Genomic DNA, 21,632 nt, shown 5'->3' with positions numbered 1-21,632 from the left:
GCCGCGCCTGGCGGACAAAGCGCAGCGAATGCACTTCCTGCGGCCCGTAGATCCGGTAGCCGGCCGTCGTACGGGCTTTGGCCGCCAGCAGACCGACACTTTCGTAGTAGCGAATCATCTTCGCCGTGACGCCCGACGCACGGGCCGCTTCACCAATGTTCATAAGCGTTTCTCCACTGTGTCTGCCGATCGTACACCTTCCCACAATGGGAAGGTCAGTCGTTCAGATGCGTGCCGGCAGGCATAATTCAACCATCGCAACATTTACGTTTCTCGAGGTAAAGCAGATGACGATCGAATTTCAGGTAGAAGGCATGAGCTGCCAGCACTGCGTGGCAGCCGTCACCAACGCGATCCGCGAACAGGACGCCGCGGCACAGGTCAAGGTTGATCTCGCGAGCGGCCGCGTGGCGGTCGACTCGGCACAATCGGCCGATGCGCTCAAGGCGGCCATCGACGAGGCCGGTTACACCGTCGTGGACGCTCACTAAGGCGGCGCCGCACATGTTCAAGGTTGCAGTTATCGGCGCGTCCGGCTTGCTTGGCCGCGCGCTCGTCGACGAATTGGCGCAGCAAGCGGACTGGCAAGTCGTATCGACCGCGTTCCGGCGCGCCGGTCCGAGCAGGGTCGCGCTCGACATCCGCGATGAACAGGCGGTTGGGCAGTTTATCGAGCGCGAAGCCCCCGATGCGCTCGTCATTGCGGCGGCCGAACGTCGTCCGGATATCTGCGAAAACGATCCGGCGCTCGCCCGTGCGCTGAACGTCGATGCAGTGCGCACCCTGGCCGCCGCGGCCGGGCAACGCGGTGCATGGGTATTGTCGATTTCCACGGACTACGTGTTTGACGGCACGCATCCGCCTTACCGCCATGACGCCCTGCCCGCGCCGCTCAACGCTTATGGCCGCAGCAAGCTCGAAGGTGAGCGAGCGCTCACTGAGACGATCGAACTCGGTTGCGTCCTGCGTTTGCCGCTGCTGTACGGGCCGACTGTCGATTGGGCGGAATCGGCGGTGACCAGTCTGGTGCCGGCAATTGCGGCCTCCGCAAGCGACTCGCCAGACGTGAAAGCAGCCACGATGGATGCGTGGGCGATCCGCTACCCAACGTTCACACCCGACGTGGCGTTCGTCATCCGTCAGATGCTCGAGCGGCGTGCGCGTGGCGAAGCGATTCGCGGCATCGTGCAATGGTCGGGCGATGAGCCGATGACGAAGTACGAGATTGCGATCCGCCTTGCCGAGGCGCTGCAACTGGAGGCCCGGCTCACGCCGCAGCACACGCCGACGGATGCGACGCCGCGCCCGCACAACTGCCATCTGGATTCGAGCCGTCTGGAAGCGCTCGGGATCGGCCGCCGTACGCCGTTCGATACGGCGATCCGGCAAGTGCTGGCAAAGTTTCCCTGGCAAGGCGGTGGCGGCGTTGGCCCGGCGTAGTCTGAAAAAACGCCGGCGGCCTCATCTCGCCGTAGATCGCGGCGCGTTGTGGCGAGCCGTCGAGAGCTGATTGCGTCAGCAAAAATTCCTGCTGGTGGACTGCAGTCCATTTAGCAGATGCGACATATCAACCAGCCGTTGCGCCACAAGGTGCCGCACCTCCCCTTCACACTGCCAGACGCCGTACACCGCGAGCAACGACGCCCCCAACACCTCTTTGCGCTGCTTTTCGAGCAAACCCGGCCACACGATCACATTGACGTTGCCGGTCTCGTCTTCGAGTGTCACGAAGATCACGCCTTTCGCCGTGCCCGGCCGCTGCCGAACCGTGACGATCCCGCAGCCGCGCGCCAGCCGTCCATTAGGATAACTGCGCAGCGTCGCCGCCGGCATTAGCCGGTTGGCCAGCAGTTGAGGCCGCAGCAATTCGAGCGGATGGCGGCCAAGTGTCAGCCCCGCGGACCGGTAGTCCGCGACGATATCATTCGCCTCCGATGGCGCGCCCAGTTCCGGCGTGTCGTCCTGTACGGCGGCGACGGCCAGCATGTCCTTGTCGGGTACCGCGGCCACCGAATGCCACAACGCCTCACGACGATTACCCGCGAGCGCGGCCAGCGCATTCGCATCGGCCAGCACGTGCAGATCGTGCCGGTTGAGTTGCGCGCGGCGGGCCAGGTCATGCACGCTCCTGAACGGCCGCACCGCACGCGCATTCTCGATGCGCTCTGCTGCGCCGTCTTTCATCCCGCGCAGCAGCGACAGCCCAAGACGGACCGCTGGGCGCTCGGCCCCTTCGCTTGCCTCGAGCGTCGAATCCCATCCGCTAACGGTCACATCGACCGGCAACACCTTGACGCCATGCCGCTGCGCATCCTGCACAAGCTGCGACGGCGAGTAGAAACCCATTGGCTGGCTGTTGAGCAGGGCGGCGAGAAAAGCCTCGGGCTCGTGACACTTCAACCAGCTGCTCGTATAGACGAGCAAGGCGAAACTTGCCGCATGGCTCTCCGGAAAGCCATATTCGCCGAAGCCCTTGATCTGCTCGAAGATCGCCTCGGCAAAGCTGCGCTCGTAGCCCCGCTCCTCCATCCCGTTGACGATGCGGTGGTAGTACTTCTCCAGCCCGCCCTTGCGCTTCCATGCAGCCATCGCACGGCGCAACTCATCGGCTTCGCCTGCCGTGAAACCGGCCGCGATCATCGCCACCTGCATCACCTGCTCCTGGAAAATCGGTACGCCCTTCGTGCGCTCCAAGGCCTCGCGCAGGCTATCGCTCGGATAAATTTCAGGCTCCAATCCCTGCCGCCGACGCAAATAAGGATGCACGGCGCCACCCTGGATCGGGCCAGGACGCACAATGGCCACCTCGATGACGAGGTCGTAGTACGTGCGCGGTTGCAAACGCGGCAGCATGCTCATCTGCGCACGCGATTCGATCTGGAATACACCGATCGTATCGGCGCGGCAAATCATGTCGTAGGTCTTTTCGTCACCATCCGGTATGTCCTGTATCTCGAGGCGCTTGCCGCGCCGCGCCGATACAAGATCCAGCATGCGCCGGATCGCCGACAACATACCGAGTGCAAGCACGTCAACCTTGAGGAGTCCAAGCGATTCGAGATCGTTCTTGTCCCATTCAATCACCTGGCGATCCGCCATTGCCGCGTTCTCGACCGGTACAAGACGTGTAAGCTTGCCGCGGCTGATGACGAAACCGCCGGAATGCTGCGATAAATGCCGCGGGAAATTGAGCAATTGCGACGCCAGTCTCGCCCAAGCCTGAATCAACGGCTTTTCCGGATCGAGGCCCGTCTCTTCAAAGTGTTTCAGCAGATCGTGACTATTGTCGAACCAGTGATGGGACTTCGCGACCGCATCGACAATCTGCGCATCGATGCCCAGCGCCTTGCCCGTCTCACGCAGCGCGCCGCGCGGCCGGTAGGTGGACACCGCCGCCGCAATCGCCGCGCGGTCACGCCCGTACTTGTTATAGATGTACTGGATCACCTCTTCGCGCCGCTGATGCTCGAAATCGACGTCGATATCCGGCGGTTCATTGCGCTCTTTAGAAATGAAACGCTCGAACAGCATGTTGCTGCGCGCCGGATCCACTGCGGTGATGCCCAGACAAAAACACACGATAGAGTTGGCCGCCGACCCCCGCCCCTGACACAGAATGCGCTGGCTGCGCGCGTAGCGAACGATATCGTAGACCGTCAGGAAATACGGCTCATATTCCAGGTCCGCGATAAGTGCCAGTTCCTTTTCGATCTGCTGTCGGTCCTTATCCGAGATACCGGAAGGAAAGCGCTGCTGCGCGCCGATATACGTCTCCTGACGAAGGTACTCGGTGGGCGTGAAACCTTTGGGCACGAGTTCGTCGGGATATTCGTAGCGCAACTCTTTGAGTGAGAACTTGCATCTACCGAGCAGGCTGATCGTCTCACGCAGGGTGTGTTCGGGATAAAGATTCGCGATGCGCAGCCGCGATCGCAGATGCTGCTCGGCATTCGGCGCGAGATCGTAACCGCATTCATGAACCGGCTTGCCGACGCGGATCGCCGTCATCGTGTCCTGCAAAGGCTTGCGCGAACGCACATGCATCACGACGTTACCCAGCGCGATAACCGGTACATTCTGGCGATCCGCGACATACTCAATTGCGCCGCGATGAATATCGTCCATCGCGCGCTGATGCAGCACGAGCCCTACCCACGCACGATCGGGAAAGGTCTCGTCGAGCCACTCGATTTGCGCTTCAAGTGCCTCTTCTTTGGCGGGAAATGCCGGCACCAGAATCGCGAGGCAATCGGGCATGCCGCGCAGATGGGCGTTGTCGCGATCCGGCCGCGACAGGTCATGCGGCGTCAGCCGGTATTCGCCCTTCGGCGCGCGGGTTCGCGCGAGCGTAATCAGCTCCGACAGATTGCCGTAACCCTCGCGGTTTTGTGCGAGCAGAATCAGTCCGAACGCAGGCGAGCCATCGGCATTGCGCAACTGAAAATACGAGCCGATGACAAGCGGCAACTCCGCTTCTTTCGCCGCGACATGCGCACGCACGACGCCCGCGAGCGAGCATTCGTCCGTGACGGCCAGTCCCGCATAACCTAGCTGGACCGCGCGTTCGACGAGTTCTTCCGCATGCGACGCGCCGTGCAGGAACGTGAAGTTGGAGAAGCAGAACAGCTCGGCGTACGCCGGTAGCGCAGTGAAGGTCGAATCCATGGCGCGTCATCCGAACAGGCCGTGAAGAAACCAGCGCGGCTCTTCTTCGGCATCGCGGCTGCTGATACGCTCACGATAGATCCAATAGCAACTGCGGTCGTCGGCTTGCGCGACGAAGTAGTCGCGCGTGACGAGCTCGCCGTCGAACCAGCCGGCTTCGATACGCTCGGCCGGCGACATCATCCGCAGCGGCGAGCCATAGAACGGCCGATGCTGACGCATCAAAAGACGCATGGGTATAGCCAGCATCCATGTTGGGCGCGGCAGGCTGTCGGGTAGCGCGATTTTTTGCGCCGCCTGGCTGACCGGCACCCAGCGGTTCGCGACTTCCGGCCGGTAATCCGCGGTCGGCGCGGGGCGCAATACGTTTTCGTCGCCGAGACGGGCGATCAACAATTCGATCAGGCGCGCGTGGTCTTCAGGCGAGCCGCCCGGCTCCGGAAACAGGCTGTCCGTCTCGGGCGCGGCCGATTCGACCTTCGATGCATCGAGCCGCAACGCAATCGCGGGCGCCGCAAGTTCCACACGATGCAAGCGCTCCTTCACGAGACGCATCAGATGGTCTTCACGCCATGCCGGCTCACCAAGCGCAATGTCGATCAAAGTAGGCGGGAGCGCTTGTCTGCCTCGTTCGTGTTCGATAGACAGCGTGATCGCGGTAACCGCCAGTTGTTTCGCACACAGCCAACCGCACAACTGCACGATCAACCTATGGGCGGCGAACACTGCGCCGTCCGCATGTTCGAGCCGGTCGGGCAATTCGATGCGCGCGGAAAACGTGGGCGGCAGGTCGAGCCAGTCGAACAGCTCCGGTGCCGTGCCGAAGGCGCGATCCAGCGAATCCAGCAGATGCTCGCCGCAGCGGCGCTGTAAACCGGCGCGCGGCAGACGGCGCACGTCAGCGATCGTCTCGCAGCCAAGGCCTGTGAACCAGTCGGCGAACGGGCGGATCTCCGGCACCGCGAACATAGGCAACGGGAGCAACACGCGCTCAAGCGAGGCTAGCTGCAATACTCGCCGCGCACCACCGCGTCCCCGTCCGTACTTCGCCAGTAACCATGCGCCCTGCCCGGTCGGCGCGGCACTGATGCGCGCGGTCAAGCCGAACGTGTCGAGTATCGCCTTGGCTTGCCGGCACAGCGACAGCAGACCGCCAAAAAGCCGCAGACTCGCGCCCACTTCGACGATGACCGTCGCCTCATCGAGCAACGCGACATCCGGAGAAAACCTCATCAACGCCATCCCGACTTCCCGTTGCGCAGTGAGTTCACGTATGAGGTCACGCTCATACAGGGCGGTTTCCGGCGATAGCGTCATTACGCCACCGCGCTTCATGCCCAGCAACACACCCGCGTCGCGTGCCGCACCGTTCGCGATCACCACCTTATCTTTCTCGAGCACGGCACTGCCGCTGCCGTGCTCCGGTTCAGACAACCACCTCGGCCGGAAGACTTCGAGGGACAACTTCGGCAAGTGGACGGCGAGAAAGACGCGCATGACGGGAAAACAAAACTGGAGTGGGTTGAAGAGAAATCGACAGAGGCTCCGCGCGTGTTGGACCTCGTCGTTTCACGATATCGACCATCAGACCTTCCGCGGCCGGTCGTAAAGCCAGCCGCAATAATGCTGGCGATGAATCCTGAGCCACCGTGAGCGGCCGGACCATCATGAACAGCGTCTCGGATGACTGCGCAGCCAGATGCAGACGCCTCAGCGACGACGACTGCGCGTGTTGCGCCCACAAAATCAGCGCACCACAACTGCCGGCACGCAGAATCTGCTCAGCCGACCAGAAGGCATCAGCGGCTTTAGGCGTCTTGATTTGCAACAGACGATCAAGCGACAGTCCGATATATCCCAGTCCCAGACTATCTGGAATGTGCGGCGGCTGGACCAGCGCGACTGTCCGATCGGCTAGCGCGCTGAGCGCAGGCCGTAAAAGCCGCATTTCACCGACGCCAGGCTGCTGAACCAGCAGATCAATCAGTACGCCAACCGGCCAGCCACCGCCGGGCAACTCCGTCGAAAGCGCCGGATAGCCCGTATCCACCATGCGCCCACGCCCGCGCGCAAGCTGCGAAGCACGCCAGAGCGATGGGTGAATCTCTTCGGCACTGGTGGTGGAGGGTGGCATTGGGTGTGGGATAAAGCTGTATATATATACAGTATCCTACACGTAAATTCCTGGCCATGAACTGGCACTTTTAGGTGGGTAGCTAGAAACGCCAAGCGCTGGAATTCTGTATTTTTATACAGCGTTTTGGAGGGGGAATTAGGCAGTGCCCGGCAACTGCAAGGTGAGACTCAAACCGTGCGCTGGCGCTCTGCGAAGTGCAGTAGGTAGTGTGCAGTGAGTCACTCTGGAAGACCGCGTTCCGCTGGCACCTGGCGTTGAACTGTCCAGCAGTAACCGAAACCGCAATTTAAGCGCTAAGTAGAGCGAAGAAGAGTCTTCGGTTGAGGAACGCCGGTCGAAATCGCTGTGTGACAACACCCAGTTGGGTCCGCGCTTGTGGAGCGCTTAACGCTTAAGGTGTGAGCGGTCTTTTACCGTGGCAGCAGGACGGTTGCTAATGGCGGATCGGCTGCGCGCGTTCAATTTTGAGCGCGTAAACGCACAAACCCCACCTTTGCGGGGTGGGGTTTGTGCTTGCTGCTGGGGAGCCTGACGATTACCTACTTTCACACGGGTAATCCGCACTATCATCGGCGTGGAGTCGTTTCACGGTCCTGTTCGGGATGGGAAGGGGTGGTACCGACACGCTATGGTCATCAGGCATGACTTGTTGCCGTACTGCTCATGGAGCAGTACAGCCAATCGGGAAGAAGTAGTTTCTGGTGATGCCACCAGAGGGTGAAGCGGTTGGGGTTGTGTTGTTTCTGGCACAACACGTGATCACTCAACCGTGTGCGGGGTTCATCTGAACCACAAGACACACCTGTTATAGGATCAAGCCTTACGGGCAATTAGTATCAGTTAGCTTAACGCATTACTGCGCTTCCACACCTGACCTATCAACGTCCTGGTCTTGAACGACCCTTCAAGGGGCTCGAAGCCCCGGGGATATCTCATCTTAAGGCGAGTTTCCCGCTTAGATGCTTTCAGCGGTTATCTCTTCCGAACATAGCTACCCGGCGATGCCACTGGCGTGACAACCGGTACACCAGAGGTTCGTCCACTCCGGTCCTCTCGTACTAGGAGCAGCCCCCTTCAAATATCCAGCGCCCACGGCAGATAGGGACCAAACTGTCTCACGACGTTTTAAACCCAGCTCACGTACCTCTTTAAATGGCGAACAGCCATACCCTTGGGACCGGCTACAGCCCCAGGATGAGATGAGCCGACATCGAGGTGCCAAACACCGCCGTCGATATGAACTCTTGGGCGGTATCAGCCTGTTATCCCCAGAGTACCTTTTATCCGTTGAGCGATGGCCCTTCCATACAGAACCACCGGATCACTATGACCTGCTTTCGCACCTGCTCGACTTGTCGGTCTCGCAGTTAAGCACGCTTATGCCATTGCACTATCAGCACGATTTCCGACCGTACCTAGCGTACCTTCGTACTCCTCCGTTACACTTTGGGAGGAGACCGCCCCAGTCAAACTGCCTACCATGCACTGTCCCCGACCCGGATCACGGGCCAAGGTTAGAACCTCAAACAAACCAGGGTGGTATTTCAAGGTTGGCTCCACGCAGACTGGCGTCCACGCTTCAAAGCCTCCCACCTATCCTACACAGACCGGTTCAAAGTCCAATGCAAAGCTACAGTAAAGGTTCATGGGGTCTTTCCGTCTAGCCGCGGGGAGATTGCATCATCACAAACACTTCAACTTCGCTGAGTCTCGGGAGGAGACAGTGTGGCCATCGTTACGCCATTCGTGCAGGTCGGAACTTACCCGACAAGGAATTTCGCTACCTTAGGACCGTTATAGTTACGGCCGCCGTTTACCGGGACTTCAATCAAGAGCTTGCACCCCATCATTTAATCTTCCGGCACCGGGCAGGCGTCACACCCTATACGTCCACTTTCGTGTTTGCAGAGTGCTGTGTTTTTATTAAACAGTCGCAGCCACCAGTTTATTGCAACCCCTTCACCCTTCTGGCGCAGGCCAGTCAGGCTACAGGGGCGTACCTTATCCCGAAGTTACGGTACCAATTTGCCGAGTTCCTTCTCCCGAGTTCTCTCAAGCGCCTTAGAATACTCATCTCGCCCACCTGTGTCGGTTTGCGGTACGGTCTTGTTAAACTGAAGCTTAGAGGCTTTTCTTGGAACCACTTCCAGTTGCTTCTTCACCTAAGTGAATGGCGCCACACCCTTGAATTCCGTGCCCGGATTTGCCAAAGCACCTTCTCCAATGCAGCGACCGGGACTTCCAACACCCGGACAACCTTCCGCGATCCGTCCCCCCATCGCATTTAACAATGGTGCAGGAATATTAACCTGCTTCCCATCAGCTACGCATTTCTGCCTCGCCTTAGGGGCCGACTCACCCTACGCCGATGAACGTTGCGTAGGAAACCTTGGGCTTACGGCGAGGGGGCCTTTCACCCCCTTTATCGCTACTCATGTCAGCATTCGCACTTCCGATACCTCCAGCACACTTTTCAATGCACCTTCGCAGGCTTACGGAACGCTCTCCTACCATGCACATAAATGTGCATCCGCAGCTTCGGTATATTGCTTAGCCCCGTTACATCTTCCGCGCAGGACGACTCGATCAGTGAGCTATTACGCTTTCTTTAAAGGATGGCTGCTTCTAAGCCAACCTCCTGACTGTTTTAGCCTTCCCACTTCGTTTCCCACTTAGCAATATTTGGGGACCTTAGCTGGCGGTCTGGGTTGTTTCCCTCTTGACACCGGACGTTAGCACCCGATGTCTGTCTCCCGTGATTGCACTCTTCGGTATTCGGAGTTTGCTATGGCGAAGTAATCCGCAATGGACCCTTCAACCATGACAGTGCTCTACCCCGAAGGTGATACACGAGGCACTACCTAAATAGTTTTCGGAGAGAACCAGCTATTTCCAGGTTTGTTTAGCCTTTCACCCCTATCCACAGCTCATCCCCTAACTTTTCAACGTTAGTGGGTTCGGACCTCCAGTACGTGTTACCGCACCTTCATCCTGGCCATGGATAGATCACCTGGTTTCGGGTCTACACCCAGCGACTGAACGCCCTGTTCGGACTCGCTTTCGCTACGCCTGCCCTAATCGGTTAAGCTTGCCACTGAATGTAAGTCGCTGACCCATTATACAAAAGGTACGCCGTCACCCCTTGCGAGGCTCCGACTGTTTGTATGCATGCGGTTTCAGGATCTGTTTCACTCCCCTCCCGGGGTTCTTTTCGCCTTTCCCTCACGGTACTGGTTCACTATCGGTCGATCACGAGTATTTAGCCTTGGAGGATGGTCCCCCCATCTTCAGACAGGATTTCACGTGTCCCGCCCTACTTGTCGTACACCTAGTTCTTCCTCGCTGCTTTCGTCTACAGGGCTATCACCTGCTATGGCGGCACTTTCCAGAGCCTTCGACTAACAATGAAGATAAAGAGTACAGGCTGGTCCCATTTCGCTCGCCACTACTCTGGGAATCTCGGTTGATTTCTTTTCCTGCGGCTACTTAGATGTTTCAGTTCGCCGCGTTCGCTTCGCATGACCTATGTATTCAGTCATGGATACTCCATTCGGAGTGGGTTTCCCCATTCGGACATCTACGGATCAAAGCTCGTTTGCCAGCTCCCCGTAGCTTTTCGCAGGCTACCGCGTCCTTCATCGCCTGTGATCGCCAAGGCATCCACCACATGCACTTGTTCGCTTGACCCTATAACGGGTGTGTCTCCTGTCGCATCCACTGGGAATGCAACGCTTGCCACAACCGCTACAGGTTGAGTATTCGTGTTGCGCCGTATTCCAAAGCAATCTTTCGATCACTTAAAAATACATTGATACAATCACAACCCTGATTCACCTACTCAACCACCCATCTCTAAGTGATCTTTCGTGAATCTCTTTACTACTTCTTCCTGATTGTTAAAGAACGACAGCCGATATCGCGGTTGCTATAACCGCGTATCACTCTGACTGGCTCAATCGCCAATGCTTGTTTCACTGCACCGCAAACATCTTTCAATGTTCGCTGCAGACAAACCAGCATTGAGGATTGGTGGAGGATGACGGGATCGAACCGACGACCCCCTGCTTGCAAAGCAGGTGCTCTCCCAGCTGAGCTAATCCCCCAGTCATACACAGATAACTTCATCTGTCTTGATACCCAGGGGTGATCGGTTAGCGCAGCCACCGCAGAAACAGTGGTGGGTCTGGATGGATTCGAACCATCGACCCCCGCCTTATCAAGACGGTGCTCTAACCGACTGAGCTACAGACCCCTGAGTCTGTCTTTTTCACAGCCGATAAGCGTGAGCGCTCAACTTGAACACGTGAGCTCGAGAAAGGAGGTGATCCAGCCGCACCTTCCGATACGGCTACCTTGTTACGACTTCACCCCAGTCATGAATCCTACCGTGGTGACCGTCCTCCTTGCGGTTAGACTAGCCACTTCTGGTAAAACCCACTCCCATGGTGTGACGGGCGGTGTGTACAAGACCCGGGAACGTATTCACCGCGGCATGCTGATCCGCGATTACTAGCGATTCCAGCTTCACGCACTCGAGTTGCAGAGTGCGATCCGGACTACGATCGGTTTTCTGGGATTGGCTCCCCCTCGCGGGTTGGCGACCCTCTGTTCCGACCATTGTATGACGTGTGAAGCCCTACCCATAAGGGCCATGAGGACTTGACGTCATCCCCACCTTCCTCCGGTTTGTCACCGGCAGTCTCCCTAGAGTGCTCTTGCGTAGCAACTAGGGACAAGGGTTGCGCTCGTTGCGGGACTTAACCCAACATCTCACGACACGAGCTGACGACAGCCATGCAGCACCTGTGTATCGGTTCTCTTTCGAGCACCCCCACCTTTCAGCAGGGTTCCGACCATGTCAAGGGTAGGTAAGGTTTTTCGCGTTGCATCGAATTAATCCACATCATCCACCGCTTGTGCGGGTCCCCGTCAATTCCTTTGAGTTTTAATCTTGCGACCGTACTCCCCAGGCGGTCAACTTCACGCGTTAGCTACGTTACCAAGTCAATGAAGACCCGACAACTAGTTGACATCGTTTAGGGCGTGGACTACCAGGGTATCTAATCCTGTTTGCTCCCCACGCTTTCGTGCATGAGCGTCAGTATTGGCCCAGGGGGCTGCCTTCGCCATCGGTATTCCTCCACATCTCTACGCATTTCACTGCTACACGTGGAATTCTACCCCCCTCTGCCATACTCTAGCCCGCCAGTCACAAATGCAGTTCCCAGGTTAAGCCCGGGGATTTCACATCTGTCTTAGCGAACCGCCTGCGCACGCTTTACGCCCAGTAATTCCGATTAACGCTTGCACCCTACGTATTACCGCGGCTGCTGGCACGTAGTTAGCCGGTGCTTATTCTTCCGGTACCGTCATCCACCCCGGGTATTAACCAGGATGATTTCTTTCCGGACAAAAGTGCTTTACAACCCGAAGGCCTTCTTCACACACGCGGCATTGCTGGATCAGGGTTGCCCCCATTGTCCAAAATTCCCCACTGCTGCCTCCCGTAGGAGTCTGGGCCGTGTCTCAGTCCCAGTGTGGCTGGTCGTCCTCTCAGACCAGCTACAGATCGTCGCCTTGGTAGGCCTTTACCCCACCAACTAGCTAATCTGCCATCGGCCGCCCCTGTAGCGAGAGGTCCTAAGATCCCCCCCTTTCCTCCGTAGAGCGTATGCGGTATTAATCCGGCTTTCGCCGGGCTATCCCCCACTACAGGACACGTTCCGATGTATTACTCACCCGTTCGCCACTCGCCACCAGGGTTGCCCCCGTGCTGCCGTTCGACTTGCATGTGTAAGGCATGCCGCCAGCGTTCAATCTGAGCCAGGATCAAACTCTTCAGTTCAATTCCTGTTACTGTTTTCGGGCTCTTTCGAACCCGGTCGCTCACTCAACGTACTGACGATGATTACGCCTGTTTCTCAACAGGCTAACCTTCCTCTAATACTGTGTGAGACTTGATACTTTCGCTTCATGCCAGATTCCGAAGAACCTGACCCGCGTCGCCATCAAGCGCCCACACTTATCGGCTGTTAATTTTTAAAGATCGAGTCCGCATCCACTACCAAACCGGCACCGCACTTCAACCACCCGGCACCGCTTCGTTCTGCGTCGCTGCATCAGCAGCAGAGAAACGAGATTATGAAGAACTTTCGCTACAGCGTCAACAGGTTTTTTTAACTTCCTGAACCTGCCCACCCCGCCGAAAGCCTTGCCACTGCTGGCTCTCCCGTCCCCGCGCTCCGGTGTCCGGAACGCGAAAGAACGAGATTCTAGCGACCCCACCCAGGCCTGGCAAGCGTTATTTTGATAGCCCTGTTACCGATGCTTGAACACCGGCTTGCGCTTCTCCACGAAGGCAGCCATCCCTTCCTTCTGATCCTCGGTTGCGAACAGCGAATGGAACAGCCGCCGCTCGAAATGGACGCCCTCTGCAAGCGTCGTTTCATAGGCACGATTCACCGACTCCTTGACCATCATGACTGCGGGCAACGGAAATTCAGCGATCGTCGCCGCAGCAGCAACCGCTTCGTCGAGCAACGACGCGGCGGGAACGACCCGCGACACCAATCCCGCACGCTCTGCTTCGGCCGCATCCATAAAGCGCGCCGTCAGGCAAAGATCCATGGCCTTCGCCTTCGACACTGCGCGCGGCAACCGTTGCGTGCCGCCCGCGCCGGGCATGATGCCGAGTTTGATTTCCGGCTGGCCAAACCTGGCCGTATCTGCGGCCAGAATGATGTCGCACATCATCGCCAGCTCGCATCCGCCGCCAAGCGCGAAACCTGCGACCGCCGCAATGATCGGCTTGCGGATTGAGCGCACGGTCTCCCAGTTACGGGTGATGTAGTCGCCCTTGTAGACATCCATATAGGTGTAGGTCGCCATCATGCCGATGTCGGCGCCAGCGGCGAACGCCTTTTCGCTGCCCGTGATGACGATCGCCCCAATTCCCTCGTCCGCGTCGAAGGCCTTCAGAGCCGCGCCCAACTCATCCATCAACGCATCGTTCAGCGCATTCAGCGCCTTCGGGCGATTCAGCGTGACAAGACCGACCCGTCCACGGGTCTCGACCAGAATATTCTCGTAAGCCATGCAGCCTCCTTTGTATGAAGAGTACGTCGCACGAAAACGCTTCGCGCCGCCGTCTTAATAATGCTAACATTCACCAACCAACCGGTCGGTCAATTATTCGACAAGGTTTCTCCTAACCTTCAGCCTCCACTTTTGCCATGACACATCCGCTATTTTCCAAGCACGAAGACACGCTGCAAAAGGCGCTCGCCGCCATCGAGACGCGCGGCTACTGGAGCCCGTTCGCCGAGATGCCCAGTCCGAAAGTGTACGGGGAAACAGCGAACGCCGATGGTGAGGCAGCGTTCAAGGCGCTCCTGAATCAGACCTTCGAACTTGACCAACCCACTACCGGGGAAACCGTCGGCGCTGAGGTTTCCCCGTTTGGCTTCCCGCTCGGCATCCGCTACCCCAAAGCTGACCCAGACACCCTTCTTGCGGCCGCTGCCACCGCACAAGCGAGCTGGCGCGCCGCCGGCCCGCAGGCATGGGCCGGCGTGAGCCTCGAAATTCTGGCGCGCGTGAACCGTGCGAGCTTCGAGATCGGCTACAGCGCCATGCACACCACCGGTCAGGCGTTCATGATGGCGTTCCAGGCAGGCGGGCCGCATGCCCAGGACCGGGCGCTCGAGGCGGTCGTGTACGCGTGGGACCAGTTGCGCCGAATCCCGGCTGACGCGCACTGGGAAAAGCCACAAGGCAAAAACCCGCCGCTCGCGATGCACAAGCGCTACACAGTCGTACCGCGCGGCACCGGGCTCGTACTCGGGTGCTGCACCTTCCCGACGTGGAACGGTTACCCGGGCCTCTTCGCCGATCTGGCAACGGGCAATGCAGTCATCGTCAAACCCCACCCAGGCGCTATCCTGCCGCTGGCAATTACCGTACGCATCGCACGTGACGTCTTGCGCGAAGCCGGTTTCGATCCGAACGTCGTGACCCTGCTCGCAACCAACCCGAACGACGGCGCGCTCGTCCAGGATCTCGCGCTGCGCCCCGAGATCAAACTGATCGACTTCACCGGTAGCACGCAAAACGGCACCTGGCTCGAACGCCATGCTCACCAGGCGCAGGTGTACACGGAGAAAGCCGGCGTCAATCAGATCGTGATCGACTCGGCGGCCGACATCAAGGCCGTCGCGCGGAACATTGCTTTCTCGCTGGCGCTCTATTCCGGTCAGATGTGTACTGCTCCGCAAAACATCTACATCCCGCGTGACGGCATCCGCACCGCCGACGGCACGCTCAGCTTCGACGCAGTTGCGCAAGCGCTCGCCGACGCCGTGCAAAAGCTGGTTGCCGACCCCGCTCGCGCAGTCGAATTGCTCGGCGCGATCCAAAATGACGGCGTCGTGCAGCGCATCGAGGAAGCCCGCACGCTGGGCCACGTACTGGTCGAGAGTCAATCGCTCGAACACCCTGCTTTTGCGGGTGCACGTGTACGCACGCCGCTCGTCCTGCAGCTTGATGCGGCTATCGACTCGGCAAAATTCACCAAGGAATGGTTCGGTCCGATCTCGTTCGTCATCGCAACCGATTCGACGGCGCAGTCGCTCGAGCTTGCCGGCAAGCTCGCCGCAGAACACGGTGCGCTAACGTTGTCGGTGTACAGCATTGACGAAGCCGTTATCGAAGCTGCCCATGAAGCCTCGATTCGCGGCGGCGTTGCGCTGTCCATCAATCTGACGGGTGGCGTGTTCGTCAATCAGTCGGCAGCCTTCTCCGATTTCCACGGCACCGGCGCGAACCCGGCCGCCAACGCCGCGCTGGCCGATGCCGCATTCGTCGCAAACCGCTTCCGCGTCGTTCAAAGTCGCGTTCATGTTGAACCGAAAGCGGCTCCGGTGGCAGTCGGCTGAAAGATATAGGACGAAAAGGGTCGATGCGTCTTAGGCCGTTTGGCCGAATGGAACGCCCGACCTGCCGCAACTAAGATGAAACACGAGACCGGCATTCCAGCCCGGTTCGCCATCAGCAGGAATCCAGCATGAACGACGCTTTCATCTGCGACGCGATTCGCACCCCGTTCGGCCGCTACGGCGGCGCCTTGAAAGATGTCCGCGCCGACGACCTGGGTGCGGTGCCGATCAAGGCGCTGATCGAACGCAACCCCGGTGTGGACTGGCGCGCGCTCGACGACGTGATCTACGGCTGCGCAAATCAGGCCGGCGAAGACAACCGGAACGTCGCGCGCATGGCCGCCCTCCTCGCCGGTTTGCCCACGGACGCACCCGGCGCCACCATCAACCGGCTCTGCGGTTCCGGCATGGATGCGGTTGGCACCGCCGCTCGCGCCATCAAGGCGGGCGAAGCACGCCTGATGATCGCAGGCGGCGTCGAGAGCATGACGCGTGCACCGTTCGTGATGGGCAAGGCAACCAGCGCGTTCTCGCGGCAAGCCGAAATTCATGACACGACGATCGGCTGGCGCTTCGTCAACGCGCTCATGAAGCGCGACTTCGGTGTCGACTCGATGCCCGAAACGGCTGAGAACGTCGCGGTCGAGTTCGGCGTGAGCCGCGCCGATCAGGACGCGTTCGCCCTGCGTAGCCAGCAAAAGGCCGCGCAAGCACAACGCGACGGCACGCTCGCGCAAGAGATCGTCGCGGTCGAGCTCGCACAGAAGAAAGGCGAGCCGATTCGAGTCACGCTGGATGAGCATCCCCGCGAGACCTCGCTGGAAGCACTTGGCAAGCTCAAAGGCGTGGTGCGGCCCGACGGCAGCGTAACCGCCGGCAATGCGTCGGGCGTGAACGACGGCGCCTGCGCCCTGTTGCTCGCCAATCAGGCTGCGGCCGATCAATACGGGCTGCGCCGCCGGGCGCGCGTCATCGGTATGGCAACGGCCGGGGTCGAGCCGCGCATCATGGGCATCGGGCCCGCTCCGGCTACGCAAAAGCTGCTGAAGCAACTCGGCATGTCGTTCGAGCAATTCGACGTGATTGAACTGAACGAAGCCTTCGCCTCGCAAGGGCTGGCGGTACTGCGCACGCTCGGCTTGCGCGACGACGATCCGCGCGTCAACCCGAACGGCGGCGCCATTGCCCTCGGTCACCCGCTTGGCGCCTCGGGCGCGCGGCTTATCACCACCGCGCTCTATCAACTCGAACGCATCAACGGCCGGTTTGCGCTGTGCACGATGTGCATTGGCGTAGGCCAGGGCATTGCACTGGCCATCGAGCGGGTCTGACGCAAACCGTATTTCGCTGCAAGGCTATCCAATAGCCAGGAGGAGACAACCGATGTCATATGAAGCAATCCGCGTCGACTTCGACGCTTCGAGCCGCGTCGCCACCGTGACGCTGAACCGCCCCGACAAGCTCAACAGCTTCACCCGGTCGATGCATCGCGAGCTCAGCGCCGCGCTCGACGAAGTCGTCGCCGCCGGTGCGCGTGCTCTCGTGCTGACGGGCGCCGGCCGCGGCTTTTGCGCGGGCCAGGACCTCGCCGACCTGGACTTCACGCCCGGCGCAATGACGGACCTCGGCGAGTTGATCGACGAGCATTTCAATCCGCTGATCCGCCGGCTTCAGGCGTTGCCCCTGCCGGTAATCGCCGCAGTAAACGGCACGGCGGCAGGCGCGGGCGCCAATCTGGCACTCGCCTGCGACCTGGTACTCGCGGCGCGCTCGGCCAGTTTCATTCAGGCGTTCGTGAAAATCGGCCTCGTACCCGATTCAGGCGGCACATGGTTCCTGCCGCAGCGCGTCGGTATGGCCCGCGCACTCGGCCTCGCCCTTACCGGCGACAAGCTGGGCGCGGAGAAGGCCGAAAGCTGGGGACTCGTCTGGCAGGTGGTCGATGACGCGGACCTCGCCGCCACAGCGGCCAAACTTGCCGCCCAGCTCGCCCAACAGCCAACCCGCGCAATCGCCGCGATCAAGCAGGCCATGCGCGCCGGCGCTACGCAAACGCTCGATCAGCAGCTCGACCTCGAGCGCGATCTGCAGCGTGAGCTAGGCGCATCCCGCGACTACGCTGAAGGCGTGCAAGCCTTCATCGAAAAACGTGCACCGCGTTTCGAGGGCCGCTGACATGTCGACTCAACCCGATCGCAGCGCAGCGCTGTCGCCCGACGAACTGGCCCGCGCCACGGCTGAGGCCATGTACGCGGCCGATGCCTGCAGCCGCGCGCTAGGACTCGAACTGCTGGAAGTCCGGCCCGGTTACGCGCGCTTGCGCATGGCCGTGCGCGCGGACTTCCTCAACGGTCATCAGATCTGCCACGGCGGCCTGATCTTTACGCTTGCCGATTCCACCTTCGCGTTCGCGTGCAACAGCTACAACATCAACACGGTGGCGTCAGGTTGCTCGATCGAATTTCTGCGTCCGGTGCCTGGCGGCGACGTGCTGACCGCCGAGGCCGTGGAGCAGACGCTAAGCGGGCGCACCGGCATCTACGACATTCGCGTCACGAATCGCGCAGGCGAAACCGTCGCGATGTTTCGCGGCAAATCTGCGCAGATCAAAGGCAACCTGATCCCGACCGAAAGCTGAACCCTGCAGCTCGCACGCGCCCATCCCAACCCAACCGCGCGCACTGCACCCCATTCTGAAGAAGCAAGGAGACACTCGATGAACACCACGCTCCCGCTCGAGCCGATAGAAACGGCGAGCCGCGACGAACTCGCCGCCCTCCAGCTCGAGCGGCTGAAATGGTCGCTCACGCACGCTTACGAGAATTCGCCGGTCTATCGGCGCAAGTTCGATGAAGCCGGGGTCCATCCACGTGAGGTGAAAACGCTCGCAGACCTGTCGCGTTTCCCCTTCACGACCAAGAAGGATCTGCGCGACAACTACCCTTTCGGCATGTTCGCCGTCCCGCAGGAACAGGTGTCGCGGATCCATGCCTCTTCGGGTACGACAGGCAAGCCGACGGTGGTCGGCTACACGGCGCGGGATATCGACACGTGGGCCAACGTGGTCGCCCGTTCGATCCGCGCCGCCGGCGCACGGCGTGGCGACAAGGTGCATGTGAGCTACGGCTATGGCCTCTTCACGGGCGGACTGGGTGCCCACTACGGCGCGGAACGCGCGGGTCTGACCGTGATCCCGTTCGGCGGCGGCCAGACCGAAAAGCAGGTCCAGCTCATCCAGGACTTCCGGCCCGATATCATCATGGTGACGCCGAGCTACATGCTGTCGATCGCCGATGAAATGGAAAGACAGGGCACCGATCCGGCTCAGTCTTCGCTGCGCATCGGCATCTTCGGGGCCGAGCCCTGGACCAACGACATGCGCAGCGCCATCGAAAAACGCATGGGCATCGATGCGGTGGATATCTATGGCCTGTCCGAAGTGATGGGCCCGGGCGTGGCCTCGGAATGCGCCGAAACCAAGGACGGTCCGACTATCTGGGAAGATCACTTTTACCCGGAGATCATCGACCCGGAAACCGGCGAGGTGCTGCCGGACGGCGAACTGGGCGAACTGGTGTTCACGTCGCTCACGAAAGAAGCGCTGCCCATCATCCGCTACCGCACGCGTGACCTCACACGTTTGCTGCCCGGCACTGCGCGCACGATGCGCCGGATGGAGAAAATCACCGGCCGTTCGGACGACATGATGATCGTGCGCGGCGTGAACGTCTTCCCGACACAGATCGAAGAACTACTGCTGAAGCAGCATGCGCTTGCACCGCACTACCAGATCGTTCTGACGAAAGAGGGTCCGTTGGATGTGCTGACCCTCAACGTCGAACCCTGCCCCGAGACGGCGCCCGACACTGCCGCGCTGAGCACGGCAAAGCAGGCGCTGACTTACGACATCAAGGCCCTGATCGGAATTAGTGCTGTTGTGAACGTGTTGGCGGTGAACGGTATTGAGCGGTCGGTGGGGAAGGCGCGGCGAGTGGTCGACAAGCGGAAGGTGAGCGCCTGAGAGTGCCGGCGGTGCTTGAGCCGGTTCCGGCTCAAGCACCGCTCATTATCTGCGCTCGCTGGCGGCGTTGGACCTGCCGCGGCTGCAAGTGCGGTGCGGTGCGGTGCGGTGCGGGTGCGGGTGCGGGTGCGGGTGCATCACGAATTCGGCAACAACAACCACATCCGCCCGGCCTGCTTCATCTTGCCGGCCAGATCGCCCGCGTCGTCGCCCAAACCCCAGAAATAGTCGGCACGCACACCACCCTTGATCGCAGAGCCGGTGTCCTGCGCAAACACCAGGCGGTTCATCGGCGAATTAGTCAGCGGACGGGTCGTCTGCAGAAAGACCGGCGTTCCCAACGGGATCGACGACGGGTCGACCGCGATCGAGCGCTCCGGCGTCAACGGCACGCCTAACGCACCGATCGGACCATCAGCACCACCGCCCGGAACGCTCTCGCCCGAAGGCATCTCGCGGAAGAACACGAAGCGCGGATTGGTATCCAGCAAGCCGTCGACGCGCGTCGGATTGGCGCGAGCCCACGCCTTGATGCCCTGCATCGTCGCCTGGGCGGGCGTCAGTTCGCCGCGATCCAGCAGCCAGCGCCCAATCGACTTATACGGCTGGTTATTGGTGCCGCCGAAACCGAGCCGCATCACGCTGCCGTCTTCCATCACCACTCGCCCCGAGCCTTGTACCTGCAGGAAAAAAGCTTCGATGGGATCGTCGACCCACACGAGTTCGTTGCCATTGAGCACGCCTGAGCGCTCGAGTTGCGCGCGGCTCGGCAACTCGCCGCCCGTGCGATAACCCGCCGGCCAGCGATACAGCGCCGTCTGATAAACCCCATGCCGGGTGCGCGAGCCGCGCAGCAACGGCTCGTAATAGCCGGTCACGAGACCGTCGAGCGTGCCGTCGGTATTGGCAAACTGATACGGAGTGAAATAGGCTTCAAAAAAGGCACGGGCGCTGGTCAGATCCAGATCGTCGATCTGCTCGGCCGCCGCGCAAGCGCGCTGCCAGTTCGGCTGACGGGCGAGCCGCAGGCAATTCTGCCGTAGTGCGGCCGTCGCGCCGATCAGCGAGTCGTCTTGCCAGCCCGGCACCTGTTGCCACGCTACCTGCGTAAGCCGCGCCGAGGCGATCTGCCCTGGGATGATCGCGGCGCCGGTGGGCGGCGCTGAAGTCCGCACAACACCGCTACCGCCGCACGAAGCCAGCAACACCGCGATGGAAAGCGCCCCCAGCCAGCCGGCGGCCTTGCCGGCCAGACGCATACAATGTTCGTTCTTGATGGAAACCGCCATGTCTGATCTGTTCGACGAATACCCGATGCTCATGTTCGTGCCGGAATTGCTGGTTGCGCTCTTCCTGCTGGTGTTCATCATTGTCTATATGTCGTCCGGCAAGAACAAAGCAAACCGCGACAAACAACGCTAAAGCAGTTTAAAGACCGCGTGCGACGCCGCCGGTTCAATGCAGCGTGCGCGGCATGCGCAGCACGAACTCGGGCACCGGCGCTTCGAAACGCTCGCCGTCTTCGGCCACGCAGAAATACTCCCCGCGCATGGTGCCGACCGGCGTCGCGATCACCGCCCAGCTCGTATATTCGAATTGCTCGCCGGGTTTGAGCAGCGGCTGATGGCCGACCACGCCAAGCCCTTTCACTTCCTGCTCGTGTTTGTCGCTATCGGTGATCACCCAATGGCGCGCAATCAGTTGTGCCGGAACCTGACCGCTATTGCGGATGGTCAGCGTATAGGCGAACGCATACTGGCGGCGCTCCGGGTCCGACTCGTCGGGCAGGTACTGTACCTGCGCCGCTACGCTGAATTCGTACTGGCTCATCCTGATTCCGGTCTGGTGAAACAATCTCGTGAAAGTCTGCGAGAGG

The 21,632-nt window shown here is 60.2% G+C and carries 14 protein-coding genes, 2 tRNA genes and 3 rRNA genes; 7 read left to right on the top strand and 12 right to left on the bottom strand.

Annotation, left to right across the window (positions count from 1 at the left end; translation table 11 throughout):
* The coding region (locus BUS12_RS33550) for a MerR family DNA-binding transcriptional regulator (protein ID WP_143788526.1) at positions 1–163 on the bottom strand (163 nt) is incomplete at its 3' end.
* A 124-nt stretch (positions 164–287) separates the two neighbouring features.
* Between BUS12_RS33550 and BUS12_RS33545 the strand changes: the two genes are divergently transcribed.
* Both BUS12_RS33545 and BUS12_RS33540 read left to right on the top strand, forming a co-directional pair.
* Positions 288–491, top strand: a complete 204-nt coding sequence (locus BUS12_RS33545) for a heavy-metal-associated domain-containing protein (RefSeq protein WP_074301543.1) — start codon at positions 288–290, stop codon at positions 489–491.
* Positions 492–504: 13 nt separating this feature from the next.
* Complete coding sequence (locus BUS12_RS33540; protein WP_074301542.1) at positions 505–1,440, top strand: dTDP-4-dehydrorhamnose reductase family protein; 936 nt, start codon at positions 505–507, stop codon at positions 1,438–1,440.
* Between the two features lie 75 nt (positions 1,441–1,515).
* Here BUS12_RS33540 and BUS12_RS33535 read toward each other — a convergent pair whose 3' ends face one another.
* The 9 genes from BUS12_RS33535 to BUS12_RS33495 form a co-directional block, all read right to left on the bottom strand.
* Positions 1,516–4,665: an error-prone DNA polymerase gene (locus BUS12_RS33535; protein WP_074301541.1), complete on the bottom strand. Its 3,150-nt coding sequence runs from the start codon at positions 4,663–4,665 to the stop codon at positions 1,516–1,518.
* A gap of 6 nt (positions 4,666–4,671) precedes the next feature.
* Positions 4,672–6,162, bottom strand: coding sequence for a Y-family DNA polymerase (locus BUS12_RS33530; RefSeq protein ID WP_143788525.1), 1,491 nt, complete (start codon positions 6,160–6,162; stop codon positions 4,672–4,674).
* Positions 6,092–6,799, bottom strand: a complete 708-nt coding sequence (gene imuA, locus BUS12_RS33525) for a translesion DNA synthesis-associated protein ImuA (protein ID WP_074301540.1) — start codon at positions 6,797–6,799, stop codon at positions 6,092–6,094. The genes BUS12_RS33530 and imuA overlap by 71 nt, the downstream gene beginning before the upstream one ends.
* A 529-nt stretch (positions 6,800–7,328) precedes the next feature.
* Positions 7,329–7,442, bottom strand: a 5S ribosomal RNA gene (gene rrf / locus BUS12_RS33520).
* 169 nt (positions 7,443–7,611) lie between these two features.
* Positions 7,612–10,489: ribosomal RNA gene (locus BUS12_RS33515) — 23S ribosomal RNA — on the bottom strand.
* 340 nt (positions 10,490–10,829) lie between these two features.
* Positions 10,830–10,905, bottom strand: a tRNA-Ala gene (locus BUS12_RS33510).
* Positions 10,906–10,977: 72 nt separating this feature from the next.
* Positions 10,978–11,054: transfer RNA gene (locus BUS12_RS33505), tRNA-Ile, on the bottom strand.
* Between the two features lie 62 nt (positions 11,055–11,116).
* Positions 11,117–12,647 (bottom strand): 16S ribosomal RNA (locus BUS12_RS33500).
* The 16S, 23S and 5S rRNA genes sit together here with 2 tRNA genes alongside, the layout of an rRNA operon.
* Positions 12,648–13,120: 473 nt before the next feature.
* Positions 13,121–13,897, bottom strand: a complete 777-nt coding sequence (locus BUS12_RS33495) for an enoyl-CoA hydratase (RefSeq protein WP_074301539.1) — start codon at positions 13,895–13,897, stop codon at positions 13,121–13,123.
* A 137-nt stretch (positions 13,898–14,034) separates the two neighbouring features.
* Between BUS12_RS33495 and paaN the strand changes: the two genes are divergently transcribed.
* The 5 genes from paaN to paaK all read left to right on the top strand — a co-directional run bounded on the left by paaN (position 14,035) and on the right by paaK (position 19,756).
* A complete protein-coding gene (gene paaN / locus BUS12_RS33490; protein ID WP_074301538.1) occupies positions 14,035–15,735 on the top strand; it encodes a phenylacetic acid degradation protein PaaN in 1,701 nt (566 codons plus the stop codon).
* A 128-nt stretch (positions 15,736–15,863) separates the two neighbouring features.
* On the top strand, positions 15,864–17,066 hold the full coding sequence (gene pcaF / locus BUS12_RS33485; protein WP_074301537.1) for a 3-oxoadipyl-CoA thiolase: 1,203 nt from the start codon (positions 15,864–15,866) through the stop codon (positions 17,064–17,066).
* Between the two features lie 52 nt (positions 17,067–17,118).
* Positions 17,119–17,910: a 2-(1,2-epoxy-1,2-dihydrophenyl)acetyl-CoA isomerase PaaG gene (gene paaG / locus BUS12_RS33480; RefSeq protein ID WP_074301536.1), complete on the top strand. Its 792-nt coding sequence runs from the start codon at positions 17,119–17,121 to the stop codon at positions 17,908–17,910.
* Between the two features lies 1 nt (position 17,911).
* Positions 17,912–18,373 (top strand): hydroxyphenylacetyl-CoA thioesterase PaaI, encoded by a 462-nt coding sequence (paaI, locus tag BUS12_RS33475; protein WP_074301535.1) that lies wholly within the window; start codon positions 17,912–17,914, stop codon positions 18,371–18,373.
* Between the two features lie 78 nt (positions 18,374–18,451).
* Positions 18,452–19,756 carry a phenylacetate--CoA ligase PaaK gene (gene paaK, locus BUS12_RS33470; protein ID WP_074301534.1) on the top strand — a complete coding sequence of 435 codons (1,305 nt, stop codon included), beginning with the start codon at positions 18,452–18,454 and terminating at the stop codon, positions 19,754–19,756.
* 137 nt (positions 19,757–19,893) lie between these two features.
* On the opposite strand, the gene mltA is transcribed toward paaK, so the two are convergent.
* Together mltA and apaG are read right to left on the bottom strand one after the other, a co-directional pair.
* On the bottom strand, positions 19,894–21,123 hold the full coding sequence (gene mltA / locus BUS12_RS33465; RefSeq protein ID WP_074301837.1) for a murein transglycosylase A: 1,230 nt from the start codon (positions 21,121–21,123) through the stop codon (positions 19,894–19,896).
* An 88-nt stretch (positions 21,124–21,211) separates the two neighbouring features.
* Positions 21,212–21,586 carry a Co2+/Mg2+ efflux protein ApaG gene (gene apaG / locus BUS12_RS33460; RefSeq protein ID WP_074262575.1) on the bottom strand — a complete coding sequence of 125 codons (375 nt, stop codon included), beginning with the start codon at positions 21,584–21,586 and terminating at the stop codon, positions 21,212–21,214.
* Positions 21,587–21,632: the final 46 nt, after the last annotated feature.

It is taken from the genome of Paraburkholderia phenazinium (genome assembly GCF_900142845.1).
Taxonomy (GTDB): domain Bacteria; phylum Pseudomonadota; class Gammaproteobacteria; order Burkholderiales; family Burkholderiaceae; genus Paraburkholderia; species Paraburkholderia phenazinium_A.
Note: the sequence above shows the minus strand (reverse complement) of the source record. Positions and strands in the feature narration are given on the sequence as shown.